The following is a 14,134-nucleotide window of genomic DNA, read 5'->3' on the forward strand; positions in this document are numbered from 1 at the left end:
CGCGACGCTTCCCTCCGATGCCGTCACCTCACCGTGACCACCGAGGATCCGTGCCCGAAAAGCCCCTGGTTGGCGGAGATCCCCACGCGCGCACCGGCGATCTGCCGGTCGCCCGCCGTGCCTCTCAGCTGCCAGGTCAGCTCGCAGACCTGGGCGACGGCCTGGGCCGGTACCGCCTCCCCGAACGATGCAAGCCCGCCACTGGCGTTGACGGGTATGCGGCCGCCCGGCGCCGTCGCGCCCTCCCGCAGGAGCTTCGCCCCCTCGCCCTCGCCGCACAGCCCCAGGTCCTCGTACCACTGCAGCTCCAGCGCGGTGGACAGGTCGTAGACCTCGGCCAGGGACAGGTCGCCGGGGCCGACGCCGGCCTCCTCGTAGGCGGCCCCGGCGATGGAGGCCCGGAAGGTCTCGTCGGGGGCGCCCACCGCCACGGTGGAGTCCGTGGCGATGTCCGGCAGGTCCAGCACCGTGTTCGGGAAGCGCGGGGTCACCGTCGACACCGCCCGGATCCGCACCGGCCGGGTCACCCCGTGCCGGCGCGCGAACTCCATGCTCGAGAGCACCAGGGCCGCCCCGCCGTCGGAGGTGGCGCAGATGTCGAGCAGCCGCAGCGGATCGGCGACCACCGCGGACGCGGCGACCTCCTCGGCGGTGACCCGCCTGCGGTAGCGGGCGTACGGGTTGAGCGCGCCCATGGCGGCGTTCTTCACCTTGACCAGGGCGAAGTCCTCCGGTGTGTCCCCGTGCACCGCCATCCGCCGCCGCGCGTACAGCCCGAAGTACGCCGGATTGGTCGCGCCCAGGACCCGGAAGCGCAGCCAGTCCGGATCGTCCGGCCGGTCACCGCCCGCCGGCCGGAAGAACCCCTTGGGTGCCGCGTCCGCCCCCACCACGAGGACGACGTCCGCGAGCCCGGCGAGTATCTGAGCCCGGGCCGTCGCGATGGCCTGTGCCCCGGAGGCGCACGCCGCGTACACACTGGCGACCCTGGCCCCCTGCCACCCCAGGGCCCTGGCGAAGGTCGCTCCCGCCACATACCCGGGATACCCGCCACGCACCGTGTCGGCGCCCACGACCGAGCCGACGTCGCGCCAGTCGACACCGGCGTCCGCGAGCGCCGCGCGGGCCGCCGCGGTTCCGTACTCCACGAAGGACCGGCCCCACTTGCCCCACGGGTGCATGCCCGCGCCGAGCACCGCCACGTCCGTCCTCACGCCCTCACCCCCGTCGGCCGCCACTGCCAGGTCGTCCAGGTCGTCTCCGCGTCCTCGTGGAGCACTCCGGCGACGACCTCCACCTCCATGCCCACCGTCAGATCGGCGACAGTGACCCCGGGAGCCGCCTGACCCAGCACCACGATCCGCTCGGCCTCCAGCTCCACAGCGATCAACGTGTACGGCTCCCACGGAAGTTCCGGGTCGCTCACATAGGGTGACGGCGGACGGTATCGGCTGTCCGTGTACGACCAGACGCGCCCTCGCCGCGACAGCGGCACCTCCTCGAGATCGCCGCCGTCGCACCCGGGATTGCGGCAGTGGGCGTCCTCGCGGGGAAAGAACACCGAGGCGCATGCCGCGCAACGGGTGCCGAGGAGCCTGAAGTCGTCTCCTGTGCCGACGAACCATCCGTCGACCACTGGCGCGCGTGTGTGAGGCATCGTCGCCCCTCCCTGCCGAGGTAATCTGACGGAACGTCAGAAGTGTGTCACGGACCTCCGGAATTGGGCAGTGCACGAGACATGACACGACTCACCAGTGCAGTACGCGGGCTGGTCACCGCTTTCGCCGCCCTGCTGGCCGTGACCACCGCCCCCGCGACCGCCGGGGCGACGACGGAGCCCAAGGCACCGAAGGACTTCGTGGCCCTGAGAACCGTGGATCCCACGATCATCCAGGAGATGCGCTACTTCACCCCGCACAACTTCGTCGGCGAGCGCATCGACGGCTACGAGCAGCCGATCTGCATCCTCACCCGCCCCGCCGCCGAAGCCCTCCACAAGGCGCAGCTCACCCTGCTGCGCAAGGGCTACACCCTCAAGGTCTACGACTGCTACCGGCCGCAGCGGGCCGTGGACCACTTCGTCCGCTGGGCCAAGGACCTCGACGACCAGGCGATGAAGGGCGAGTTCTACCCGAACGTCGACAAGACCCGCCTGTTCGCGGACGGTTACATCGCCGAGAAATCCGGCCACAGCCGTGGCTCGACGATGGACCTCACGATCGTGAAGCTCCCCGCGAGGCCGACGCGGCCCTATCACCCCGGGCAGCCGCTCGTGCCCTGTTACGCGCCCAAGGAGGAGCGATTCCCCGACAACTCCGTCGACATGGGCACCGGATTCGACTGCTTCGACACCCTCGCGCACACGCTCGACCCCCGCATCCAGGGCGAACAGCGTGCCAACCGCCTGCTGCTCAAGAGCACCCTGGAGAGCCTCGGATTCGTGAACCTCGCCGAGGAGTGGTGGCACTACACATACAAGCCAGAGCCCTACCCGGACACCTATTTCGACTTCCCCGTGTCCTCGAAATCGCTCATCGGCGCCCACTGAGCAGCCTTCGGAAGATGTCCTTCCTCTGATCGGATACAGTCCGCGCGTGTCCGAAACTCAGCACTCAACTGCCAACTCCGCACCGGACTCGCACTGTTCGGGTTGCGGAGCGCCCTACGGAGAGGGCGTTTCCGGCTGGCCGCGCACCTGCCCGTCCTGCGGGACCGTCGCCTACCGCAATCCGCTGCCGGTCGCGATCGCGCTCCAGCCCGTGTACGACACCAAGGGCACGGCCCTGGTCGTCATCACCCGCACCGTCGCCCCCGCCCGCGGGGGCACGGCGCTGCCCGGCGGCTACATCGACGACCGGGAGGACTGGAAGCAGGCCGTCGTGCGCGAGCTCAAGGAGGAGACCGGCATCGACGCGGGCGCCCGTGACGTGCGGCTCGTGGACGCCATGAGCTCGCCCGACGGGCACCTTCTGCTGTTCGGACTCCTCCCGGAACGCCCGGTGGAGGGGCTTCCGCCGGCCGAGGCCACGGACGAGACCGAGGGCTGGCGGCTGCTGCGCAGGCCCGAGGAACTCGCCTTTCCGCTGCACACCGTGGCCGTACGGGCCTGGTTCGAGGGCCGGTACGTCTGACCGGCGCGGCCCGGCCGGGCCCTCGCGCCGGACCGGGCAGGCAGGCTCAGCGGTGTCCTCGCCCCGCACCGGGCAGGCGGGCCCGGTGGTGTCCTCGCGCCGGACCGGATGACTCGGCCGAACCCTCGCGCCCGCGCACTGCGCTGGCAGGCTCAGCCGAGCCCCCGCACCCGCACCGGGTGGGGCGGCTCGGCGGAACCGTCCTCCCGGTGCCGGGCGACCACCACGCGAGGGCCCTGTCGGCGGGCGACGTAGCGTTCGATCTCCGGCTCGTCCCACGCGTCGCCCGTGTCCGGCACGACCAGTCCGCCGCCCGTCCGGCCCCGTGCGGGTGCCCATACCTCCAGCTCGAGGCCGCCGTCGGCGCCGCGCACGGGAATGACCGCACCCGCGCGCGCGAACACCGGTGTCCGTGACAGCGGCGCGTCGACGAGCACCTGCGCCGGCCCCTCGTACGCCTGCTCCGTCACGGTGTCGTACCAGCGGCCCCGCGGCAGCTGCACCGCCCGCCGGTCGGCACCCGGATCCAGCACCGGAGCCACCAGCAGACCGTCCCCGAGCAGAAACGCGTCCTCGCAGTCGCGCAGCGCCCGGTCCTCCGGCGCTCCCCACCACAGCGGCCGCACATAGGGCGCGCCGGTGCGCCGCGCCAGATGCGCCAGCGTGACGAAGTACGGCAGCAGCCGCCGCCTCTCGAGCAGCGCCACGCGCGCGTGCCCCAGCACCTCGGCACCGAACTCCCAGGGTTCCCGGCGCCCCGCCCGCAGACTCGCGTGGGTGCGGAACAGCGGCAGATACGCGCCGAGCTGGAACCACCTGAGGTACAGCTCCGGCGACGGACTGCCGTCGAAACCGCCCACGTCCGGACCCGAGTAGGGCACCCCGCACAGTCCGAGCCCCAGCACCAGCGACAGCGACGCCCGCAGTCCGGTCCACCCCGTCGCCACGTCCCCGGACCAGGTGCCCCCGTACCGCTGCATCCCCGCCCAGCCCGACCGCGAGAACAGGAAGGGCCGCTCGCCGGGTGCCAGCTCGCGAAGCCCTTCGTATCCCGCCCGGGCCATGCAGAGCGCGTACACGTTGTGCGCCTCCCGGTGGTCGCCCCCGCGTCCCTCCAGGGCATGCCGGGCCGAACGCGGCAGGGTCGGCTCCCCGAAGGCGTTGAAGGACGTCGGCTCGTTCATGTCGTGCCAGAAGCCCGCGAAGCCCTGCCTCAGCCGCTCCTCGTACAGCGAGCCCCACCACGTGCGCACGCGCGCGTGCGTGAAGTCCGGAAACACCGACTCTCCGGCCCACACCACACCGCGCACCGTCCGCCCGGAGGCGTCCCGCACGAACGCGTCCACCGCCGAACCGCTGTCGTACACCGCGTTGCCCGGCGCCGCCTTCACCGCCGGGTCGACGATCGACACCAGGCGGATCCCGTCGCGGCGCAGCTCGTCGGCGAGCTGCGGCAGCTTCGGGAACCGCTCCTGGTCGACGGTGAACACTTGGTGGTCGTCGTAGTGGTCGATGTCCAGGTGCACGGCGTCCAACGGCAGCTCGCGCTCCTGGTAGCCGGCGACGATCCGGCGCACCTCCTGCTCGCTGCCGAACCCCCATCGCGCGTGCTGGTGGCCGAGTGCCCACGCGGGCGGCAGCGCCGGCGCACCGGTCAGCGAGGCCCAGGTGTGCAGCACGCGCGCGGGGGTGCCCACCATCACCCAGCAGCGCAGCGGCCCGCCGTCCATCCGCAGCTCGCAGCGCCCCACCCGGTCGTGCCCCGACCCGGCCCCCTCCTCGCCCTCGCGCAGCACCACCCTGCCGTCCCACGTGGTGTCGTGGAACACCAGATGCGTGCCGGCGTCGGCCACCACGAGCTGCACCGGCATCGTCACGTACAGCGGATCGTTGCCGGGGCCGAACGCCCGGCCGGGGTCGGTGTTCCACAGCCGGTACGTGCCGTCCCGCAGCCGGGGCCCGGACGCCCGGCCGCCCAGACCGAAGAAGCGGGCGTCCGCCGCCACCTCCGACCGCTGCATCCAGCGCGCCGAGCCCCCGCCGACAGGCTCCCACCAGCGCGGTGGCAGATCCCGCCGCAGGGTCACGCCACCCGGCGTGCACACCTCCACCGCGCCGTGCCGCGAGACGGTCACCGTCACCCGCTCGGCGACCACCCGCCAGCCACCGTCCTTGTCCGGCTCCAGCACCGCACGCGGGTCCGGCTCCGGGCAGCTCCCGGCGAGCGCGTACGACGGCTGCGGCCCCGCCCCGTCCCACCCCCAGAACACCGCCCCGTTCACCGCGACGGTGATCCGCAGCTCGGACCGGCTGAACCGGATGACACCGCCCCCCGGCCCCGGCGCCACGCTCGTGACCTGCCCCGGCACCCGCGCGCGCTCGGCCCCCCGCGGCGGCAGCCCGGCCGCGTCGATCCGCCTCCTGCGCCACGCCGCCCGCACGGTACGCAACCCCTGCGCCGCCCTCCCCGAACCGACCACACTCACCGAACGCACCAGGTCACGACCGTCCATGCTGCTCACCCTGCCACTGAGCGCCCCACGCGCGCGTGCCGTTCAACTGCCGTTCACCCGTGCTGGGACCACATCTTCACGACACGGACTGTGTGGGACACACCCTGGTGCAGAAGTCGATCACATGGCATCGTCCCTGTCAGCCGCGTCACGCGCACACCCCAGCCCGTGCGCGGACCGACGCACACGACGCGCACAGCCCGGGAGCCGCCCCCATGACGACCGCGAACCCCCAGCCGCTCTGGCAGCCCGATCCCGAGCGGATCGCCCAGGCACGCATCACCCAGTTCCAGGCCTGGGCCGCCGAGCACCACGGCGCCCCGGCCGAAGGAGGCTACCCCGCCCTGCACCAGTGGTCCGTCGACCAACTGGACACCTTCTGGAAAGCCGTCACGGAGTGGTTCGACGTCCGCTTCTCGACGCCCTGCGCGCGCGTGCTCGGCGACCGCGCCATGCCCGGCGCCCAGTGGTTCCCCGGAGCCACCCTCAACTACGCCGAGCACGCCCTGCGCGCCGCGGCCACCCGCCCGGACGAGCCCGCCCTCCTGTACGTCGACGAGACCCACGAACCGCGCCCGGTGACCTGGTCCGAACTGCGCCGCCAGGTCGGCTCCCTCGCCGCCGGACTCCGGGCTCTCGGTGTCCGCCCCGGCGACCGCGTCAGCGGCTACCTGCCCAACATCCCGCAGGCCGTCGTCGCCCTCCTCGCCACGGCCGCCGTCGGCGCCGTCTGGACCTCCTGCGCACCCGACTTCGGAGCCCGCAGCCTCCTCGACCGCTTCCAGCAGGTCGAACCCGTCGTCCTGTTCACCGTCGACGGCTACCGCTACGGCGGCAAGGAGCACGACCGCCGCGAGATCGTCGCCGAGCTGCGCCGCGAGCTGCCCACGGTGCGTGCCGTCGTCCACATTCCGCTGCTCGGCACCCAGGCACCCGAGGGCGCCCTGGAGTGGTCGGCGCTGACGGCGGGGGACACCGAGCCCGCCTTCGAGCCGGTCCCGTTCGACCACCCGCTGTGGGTGCTGTACTCCTCCGGCACCACCGGCCTGCCCAAGGCCATCGTCCAGTCCCAGGGCGGCATCCTGGTCGAGCACCTCAAGCAGCTCGGCCTGCACTGCGACCTCGGCCCCGAGGACCGTTTCTTCTGGTACACCTCGACGGGCTGGATGATGTGGAACTTCCTCGTCTCCGGCCTGCTCACGGGCACGACGATCGTCCTGTACGACGGCAGCCCCGGTTACCCGGACACCGGCGCCCAGTGGCGGATCGCCGAACGCACCCGGGCCACCCTGTACGGCACCTCCGCCGCCTACGTCATGGCCTGCCGCAAGGCCGGCGTCCACCCCGCGCGCGACCACGACCTGTCCGCCGTGAAGTGCGTCGCCACCACCGGCTCGCCGCTGCCGCCCGACGGCTTCCGCTGGCTGCACGACGAGGTGCGCGACGACCTGTGGATCGCCTCCGTCAGCGGCGGCACCGACGTGTGCTCCTGCTTCGCCGGCGGCGTACCGACACTCCCGGTGTACACCGGCGAACTCCAGGCACCCGGCCTCGGCACCGACCTGCAGGCGTGGGACCCGAGCGGCAAACCCGTCATCGACGAGGTCGGCGAACTGGTCGTCACCAACCCCATGCCCTCCATGCCGATCCGCTTCTGGAACGACCCCGACGGCAGCCGCTACCACGACAGCTACTTCGACACCTACCCCGGCGTCTGGCGGCACGGCGACTGGATCACCGTCACCTCGCGCGGCACCGTGATCATCCACGGCCGCTCCGACTCCACCCTCAACCGGCAGGGCGTGCGCATGGGCTCGGCCGACATCTACGAGGTCGTCGAGCGCCTGCCCGAGATCAAGGAGTCCCTGGTCATCGGTATCGAGCAGCCCGACGGCGGCTACTGGATGCCGCTGTTCGTGCACCTCGCGCCCGGCGCCGTCCTCGACGAGGCACTCCTGAACCGCATCAGGCAGACGATCCGCGAGCAGCTCTCGCCGCGCCACGTACCCGACGAGATCATCGAAGTGCCCGGCGTCCCGCACACCCTCACCGGCAAGCGCATCGAGGTCCCCGTCAAGCGCCTGCTGCAGGGCACCCCCCTGGAGAAGGCGGTCAACCCCGGCTCCATCGACAACCTCGCCCTGCTCGCCTTCTACGAGGAACTGGCCCGCAAGCGCGCCTGACCCCCGCCGACGGCACCCTCATCCTCCATAGGTGGCCTCGGACTCGCCCAGTACGGTGGCGAAGTCCGAGGCCAGCCGCGCGGCATCGGCGGGCTCAAGACCGGCGGCCGTGATCCGCACCCCCGGCCCGGAAGCAAGGCGGAACCTCGCCCCGGCCGCGACCCACCAGCCGTACGACCGCAGTCCGTTCACCACCGCGGACTCGTCGCGCACGGGCACCCACACGTTCATCCCGCTCGCGGCGTGCGACGCGATGCCCCGTGCGGCCAGCTCGGCGGCCAGCGCGGCGCGACGCCGGGCATACGTCTCACGCGCGCGTGCCACCAACGCATGCGTGTCCCCGTCCGTCAGGAGACCGTGCACGGTCTCCTGCAGCAGGTGACTGACCCAGCCGGAGGTCAGCAGCAGCCGACCGTCGTGCCGGGCGAGCGTGACCGGATCACAGGCCGCGGCCGCCCAGCGAAGATCGGTACCGAGGAACTTGCTCACGGTCCGTACATGCACCCAGCGGGCCGGTCCGGCCCCCGTCACCGTGTGCAGTGCGGTACCGGCCACCTCGGACGCGTGGTCGTTCTCCACCACCAGCACATCGGGCGCGCCCCGCAGTACCTCGGCCAGCGCGTCGCGACGGGCGGCGGAGAAGTGTCCGCCGTACGGGTTCTGAGCGCGCGGACTGAACACCACGGCCCGGACCCCGGCGCCGAGCGCCCCGCGAAGGGCCTCGGGGCGGATCCCCTCGTCGTCCACCGCGACCGGGACGGTGCGCAGGCCCAGCGCCGCGACCAGATCCAGCAGATGGTGATAGCCCGGGTCCTCCACCGCCACGCCGTCCCCGGGACGCAACTCGACCGACAGCAGCCGGTCGAGCAGGTCCAGCGCCCCGTGCGCGAACGTCACGTGCTCCACCGGGACGCCATCCGCGGCCAGCCATGCGCGCACCGCCTCCTCGAGCCGCGCCAGCCGGGGCGCGGAGCGGTGGGAGCGGGCGCCGGGGGAGAGGCGTGACGGCGGCAGCAGCGCGGGCAGCAGCGCCGGGTCGGGATGCCCGCCGGCCAGGTCCCGCAGCCCTTCGGGTACCTTGGGCGGCCGCCGCGAGGCGACCGCCGGGGCCGGAGCGACCACCGTGCCGCCGCGCCCGCGCGTGACGACGATGCCCCGCCGTCGCAGCTCCTTGTACGCCGTGGCGACCGTGCCCGGGCTCACCCCCAGCTCGTCCGCCAGTCGCCGCACGGGCGGCAGCGCGCGCCCCGGTACCAATGCGCCCTCCGCGACGCCCCGTTCGACGGATGCGGCAATTCCCTTGGCCGTCGTACCAGTGATCTCATATTGTGTTGCCACGTTACCGAGTATGTATCAGTACATAACTCGACACAAGCTCCATCTGAGGGGGAACAGTGGACGCAAAGCCCGAGGCCGCCATCAGGCCCTCGCGCACACCAGGAGGCCGCGACGGACGCCGCATGCTCCTGATCACCTTCATCGACCGCATCGGCAGCGGCCTGTGGGCATCCGTCTCCGTCCTGTACTTCACCTACGTCTCCGGCCTCTCCGTCACCCAGATCGGCACCCTCGCCGCAGTCTCGGGCGCCGTCGGCATCGCCGGCGCACCCCTCGGCGGACGCATCGCCGACCGCTTCCCCCTCACCCGGATCCTGATCGCGCTCCAACTCCTGCGCGCACTCGCGTCCTTCGGCCTGCTCACCAGCGACCACTACCTCCCGCTGCTGGCGATCTCGGCCGTCGGCAGCCTCGGTGACCGCGCCTCGAGCGTCCTGACCAAGCTGTACTCCGCCCGCATCGCGAGAGCCGACCGCGTCCGCTATCAGGCCGTCAACCGCACCTGCTCCAACGCCGGCTGGGCCCTGGGCGGCCTCGCCGCCGCGGCCGCCCTCACCGTCGGCACCACCACCGCCTACCGCTGGCTCCTCACCGGCGACGCACTCTCCTTCCTGGCGATCGCGCTCCTCACCCTCACCTGCGCGGAACCCCCCTCCAGCAGCCGCGTCGCCGCCACCGGCACCGCACCTCGCGACGCAAGGCCGGCCAATCCCTGGCGCGACCGCACCTACCTCGGGTACGTGGCCACCGACCTGGTCCTCTTCCTCGACGACTCCGTCTTCCAGGTCGGCCTGCCCCTGTGGATCGCGCACACCGCGGGCGTACCGCACGGCCTCGCACCCCTGCTGCTCGTCCTCAACAACGTGATGGTCGTCGCCTTCCAGGTGCCGCTCGCCCGGTACGGCACCACCACGGCGGCAGCCCGCAGACTGCTCGTCCCGCTGTCCGCCGCCTCCGCCGCCGGCGGCGTCACCATGGCCCTGTCGGCCACCGGTGGCACCCAGGCCATCTGCCTGCTCACCGCATCCGCCGCCCTCTTCACCCTGGCCGAGATGCTGCACGCCGTCGTGTCCTGGGAACTCTCCCTGGCCCTCGCCCCGGACGCCGCGCAGGGCGCCTACCTCGGCGTACACGGCCTCGCCCAGTCCGGCCAGCGCAGCATCGGCCCGCTCGCCGTCACTGCCGCCATCGCCACCGGCCCGCTCGGCTGGACCGTCTTCGGCGCCACCATCGCCGCGACCTGCGCACTCCAGCACCGACTGGTCGGCGACCGCCTCCGGCGGAGCCCGTTGTCAGTGCCGCCGGTTACGGTGAGTGAGCACTGATCGACTGCGCACTTTGGGGGAAACATGGCGCACACCGACCACCAGACCATGCGACGCGTCCTGCGCCGTGAGATCGCCGGCACACTCGGCCTGCTCACCGACGAACACGACTTCCGCGCCATGCGGCGCTACCGCAGCTTCACCTTCGACGACCACGCGACCTACCTGAAACAGGTCGAGGCGGTCCTCAAAGCCCGCGCCGCCCAGGGCACCCACACCACACTCGCCCTGTTCGACCCCGAGGACTACGCCGCCTACTGCGCGGGCGCCGGCCTCGACCCGGAAGCCCCGACCAGCCGGACCCGCTTCACCGCGGAACTCGCGGCCACCGGCCCCACCATCCCCTACGACGGCCAGCCCCTCGCCACCCTCGTACCCGCGCTCGTCGACGAAGCCGTACGGCAGGCGACCTGGGAGTACGCCACCACCCTGCTGTCCCGCCTCGGACCCTGCCCCACCTGCGGCGAGGACATCGGCAGGGCCGCCTTCACCCGCGCCTCCGAGCTCCTGGTCCGCATCCTCGACACCGCACCGCCCGGTGACCGGCACCTCGTGTGCAGCGTCTCCGGGCCACCGGACACCCTCGTCTCCGTTCTGCACGGCGACCAGGACGGCGACGACGGCATCCACCTGGACGAGGCCGAGGCCCTGGAATTCACCAGCGTCCTCGCACTCGGCCTCGCCACCCGAAGCCCCGGCGGACTCGTCCTGCGCACCAGCGCCCCGGGCACGGCCGACCGCGTCTACGGCTGGCGGCTGCGCTCCGGCGGCCTCGAAGCACTCACCGCCTCCGAAGTCTTCGACGCCTACTGCACCGACATCGAAACCGGCGACCTCATCTCCCCGGAATCCGGCGTCGACTACTGCGAGCCCCCCGACCTCGGGGACAAGGACACGGCACCCGGCCACCGGCACTGAGACAAGCCGCGCGGCCAAGGCACCTCCCGGGCCGAGACACTCCGGAACGCACCAGGGGCGCCCCACCCGAAGGCGGGACGCCCCTGCACCCGGCACACACGACGCGCCGTCGGTACGGCTACTCGCCGGACAGCACCGCCTGAGCCGCGCTGCGCGCCTCCTCGGCACTGTCCGCGGCACGCGCGGCCGCCGCGGCCCGCTCGCACTGCGCCAGCGTGTACTTCGCCAGCGTCGCCCGGACATAAGGAATCGACGCCGCACCCATGGACAAGGAGGTGACACCCAGACCGGTCAGCACACAGGCCAGCAGCGGGTCGGACGCGGCCTCACCGCACACACCACAGCTCTTGCCCTCGGCCTTGGCCGCCTCCGCGGACAGCGCCACCAGGTCCAGCAGCGCGGGCTGCCACGGGTCCTGAAGCCGGGACACCGCGCCCACCTGCCGGTCGGCCGCGAACGTGTACTGCGCCAGGTCGTTGGTCCCCAGCGACAGGAACTCGACCTCCTGCAGAATCGAACGCGCCCGCAGCGCGGCCGACGGGATCTCCACCATCGCGCCGAACTTCGCCCGCAACCCCGCCTCACGGCATGCATCCGCGAAAGCCTTGGCATCCGCGCGGTCCGCCACCATGGGCGCCATGACCTCGAGGTAGACCGGCAGCCCCTCGGCGGCCTTCGCCAGCGCGGTCAGCTGCGTACGCAGGATCTCGGGGTGGTCCAGCAGCGTCCGCAGGCCCCGCACGCCCAGCGCCGGGTTCGGCTCGTCGGACGGCGTCAGGAAGTCCAGCGGTTTGTCCGCACCCGCATCCAGCACCCGCACGACCACACGACCCTCGGGGAACGCCTCCAGCACCTGCCGGTAGGCCTCCACCTGCTTCTCCTCGGAAGGAGCGTTCTTGCTGTCGTCCAGGAACAGGAACTCGGTACGGAACAGACCGACACCCTCGGCCCCGTCCTCCACGGCAGCCGGCACGTCCGCCGGGCCACCCACGTTGGCCAGCAGCGGCACCTTGTGACCGTCCGCCGTCGCACCCGGGCCGGTCGAGGCGGCCAGCGCGGCCTTGCGCTCGGCGGCCGCGGCCTCCAGCTGCGCCTTCTTCTCCTCGCTCGGGTTCACGAAGATGTCGCCGGTGCTGCCGTCGACGGCGATCACCGTGCCCTCCGCCAGCTCACCGGCACCCGGCAGCGCCACGACCGCCGGCACACCCAGCGCCCGCGCCAGGATCGCGCTGTGACTGGTCGGCCCACCCTCCTCGGTCACGAAACCGAGGACCAGCGAGGGATCCAGCAGCGCGGTGTCGGCGGGAGCCAGGTCCCGCGCCACGAGTACATAGGGCTGGTCGCTGTCCGGGACACCCGGCATCGGAACGCCCAGCAGCCGGGCGACGATACGATTCCGCACGTCATCGAGGTCGGCCACCCGCCCGGCGAGGTACTCACCGGCACCGGCCAGCAGCTCCCGGTACGCCGCGAACGCGTCGTACACCGCACGCTCGGCCGTGCTGCCGACGGCGATCCGCCGGTCCACGTCCGCCATCAGCTCGGGGTCCTGGGCCATCATGGCCTGCGCCTCGAGCACCGCCTGGGCCTCGCCCCCCGCAAGATTGCCGCGCGCCATCAGATCGGCGGCCACGGCGTCCACGGCCTGGCGGGCGCGCCCCTGCTCACGCTCGGCCTCCTCCGCCGGGATCTGCTTGGCCGGCGGCTCCAGCACCGCCGTACCCATGTGCCGGACCTCGCCGATGGCCACGCCATGGCTCACGCCCACGCCTCGCAGCGTTGTCTCCATCTCACCCGTCTCCGATAGTGCGGCGGGTCCCGCCGCCGCGGTGTTTGTCGTGAACGCCGTCCGGTGACGGCACTGCCGTCAGTTCCAGGCGAAGAGGCTGTCGCCGGCCTTCACGTCCCCGCTGTCGCGGAGGTCGGAGAGGGACTCGGCGGTGGCTTCGAGAGCGACGACGGGGCAGACCGGGGACTTGCCGGCGGCCTCGACCGCGGAGGGGTTCCAGCGCACGATGGCCTGGCCGCGCGTCACCGTGTCGCCCTTGTTGACGAGCACCTCGAAACCCTCGCCGTTGAGCTGCACCGTGTCGATGCCGAGGTGGGTGAGCACACCGTGCCCACTCTCGTCCACCACGACGAAGGCGTGCGGGTGCAGGGAGACGATGACGCCGTCCACGGGCGCCACGGCCTCGGAGGGCTCACGCAGGGGGTCGATCGCGGTGCCCGGGCCGACCATGGCCCCGGAGAAGACCGGATCCGGCACTTCGGCCAGTCCGATGGCACGTCCGGCGAGAGGGGACGTCACGGTGGTCATGGGAAGCCTCCCAAGGAGTGGAGCTGCTTACGGGCCGTCACTGCCTGTCCCGGACGGCGCTGGCAGCAGCGTATGTCATATGAAGTGGCGGTTCCGTATGGAAGCTACCAGCTAGTGGTCTAGACCACCAACCCCGTGGATTTGCACGGCCTTCGAGACTCCGTGTACAGTCGTACTCCTGCTTGGGGCGGAGGCGCGAGAGCGCCCTCACTCAGCCTCGGCAGCACCCAAACTCGTCAGATCCTATCTCTGGATCCGCTTCTGCATGTCCGCAGGAGGGTGGTCAGGGAGACGGAAAAACCCTGGTAGAGTTTGAAACACCGAAGGGAAGCGCCCGGAGGAAAGCCCGAGAGGGTGAGTACGAAGGAAGCGACCGTTCCTTGAGAACTCAACAGCGTGCCAAAAATCA

11 protein-coding genes are annotated in these 14,134 nt (G+C 72.0%); 5 read left to right on the forward strand and 6 right to left on the reverse strand.

Annotated elements, in window-relative coordinates; translation table 11 throughout:
• Positions 1 to 23 precede the first annotated feature (23 nt).
• Together ACFYZB_RS10170 and ACFYZB_RS10175 are read right to left on the reverse strand one after the other, a co-directional pair.
• Positions 24 to 1,214, reverse strand: a complete 1,191-nt coding sequence (locus ACFYZB_RS10170) for a lipid-transfer protein (RefSeq protein WP_388756479.1) — start codon at positions 1,212 to 1,214, stop codon at positions 24 to 26.
• Entirely contained in the window at positions 1,211 to 1,636 is a 426-nt protein-coding gene (locus ACFYZB_RS10175) for a Zn-ribbon domain-containing OB-fold protein (RefSeq protein WP_388756538.1), read from the reverse strand. Before ACFYZB_RS10175 ends, ACFYZB_RS10170 begins: the two co-directional genes overlap by 4 nt.
• 102 nt (positions 1,637 to 1,738) lie before the next feature.
• Here ACFYZB_RS10175 and ACFYZB_RS10180 point away from each other — a divergent pair, with 102 nt between their 5' ends.
• Positions 1,739 to 2,548: a M15 family metallopeptidase gene (locus tag ACFYZB_RS10180; RefSeq protein WP_388756481.1), complete on the forward strand. Its 810-nt coding sequence runs from the start codon at positions 1,739 to 1,741 to the stop codon at positions 2,546 to 2,548.
• Between the two features lie 46 nt (positions 2,549 to 2,594).
• Positions 2,595 to 3,131, forward strand: coding sequence for an NUDIX domain-containing protein (locus ACFYZB_RS10185; RefSeq protein WP_351216432.1), 537 nt, complete (start codon positions 2,595 to 2,597; stop codon positions 3,129 to 3,131).
• 152 nt (positions 3,132 to 3,283) lie between these two features.
• On the opposite strand, the gene ACFYZB_RS10190 is transcribed toward ACFYZB_RS10185, so the two are convergent.
• On the reverse strand, positions 3,284 to 5,644 hold the full coding sequence (locus ACFYZB_RS10190; protein ID WP_388756484.1) for a glycoside hydrolase family 31 protein: 2,361 nt from the start codon (positions 5,642 to 5,644) through the stop codon (positions 3,284 to 3,286).
• A gap of 215 nt (positions 5,645 to 5,859) precedes the next feature.
• Between ACFYZB_RS10190 and ACFYZB_RS10195 the strand changes: the two genes are divergently transcribed.
• Entirely contained in the window at positions 5,860 to 7,827 is a 1,968-nt protein-coding gene (locus ACFYZB_RS10195; protein WP_388756486.1) for an acetoacetate--CoA ligase, read from the forward strand.
• 18 nt (positions 7,828 to 7,845) lie between these two features.
• Here the strand turns inward: ACFYZB_RS10195 and ACFYZB_RS10200 are convergent, their stop codons facing one another.
• Positions 7,846 to 9,165: an aminotransferase class I/II-fold pyridoxal phosphate-dependent enzyme gene (locus tag ACFYZB_RS10200; protein ID WP_388756489.1), complete on the reverse strand. Its 1,320-nt coding sequence runs from the start codon at positions 9,163 to 9,165 to the stop codon at positions 7,846 to 7,848.
• A 122-nt stretch (positions 9,166 to 9,287) separates the two neighbouring features.
• Between ACFYZB_RS10200 and ACFYZB_RS10205 the strand changes: the two genes are divergently transcribed.
• On the forward strand, positions 9,288 to 10,490 hold the full coding sequence (locus ACFYZB_RS10205; RefSeq protein ID WP_388756492.1) for an MFS transporter: 1,203 nt from the start codon (positions 9,288 to 9,290) through the stop codon (positions 10,488 to 10,490).
• Positions 10,491 to 10,514: 24 nt separating this feature from the next.
• Positions 10,515 to 11,408, forward strand: a complete 894-nt coding sequence (locus ACFYZB_RS10210; RefSeq protein WP_388756494.1) for a hypothetical protein — start codon at positions 10,515 to 10,517, stop codon at positions 11,406 to 11,408.
• A gap of 118 nt (positions 11,409 to 11,526) precedes the next feature.
• Here ACFYZB_RS10210 and ptsP read toward each other — a convergent pair whose 3' ends face one another.
• Both ptsP and ACFYZB_RS10220 read right to left on the reverse strand, forming a co-directional pair.
• Complete coding sequence (ptsP, locus tag ACFYZB_RS10215) at positions 11,527 to 13,197, reverse strand: phosphoenolpyruvate--protein phosphotransferase (RefSeq protein WP_388756497.1); 1,671 nt, start codon at positions 13,195 to 13,197, stop codon at positions 11,527 to 11,529.
• Positions 13,198 to 13,275: 78 nt separating this feature from the next.
• A complete protein-coding gene (locus ACFYZB_RS10220) occupies positions 13,276 to 13,725 on the reverse strand; it encodes a PTS glucose transporter subunit IIA (RefSeq protein WP_351216446.1) in 450 nt (149 codons plus the stop codon).
• Positions 13,726 to 14,134 lie beyond the last annotated feature (409 nt).

The organism is Streptomyces sp. NPDC001852 (genome assembly GCF_042891825.1).
Classification (GTDB): Bacteria; Actinomycetota; Actinomycetes; order Streptomycetales; family Streptomycetaceae; genus Streptomyces.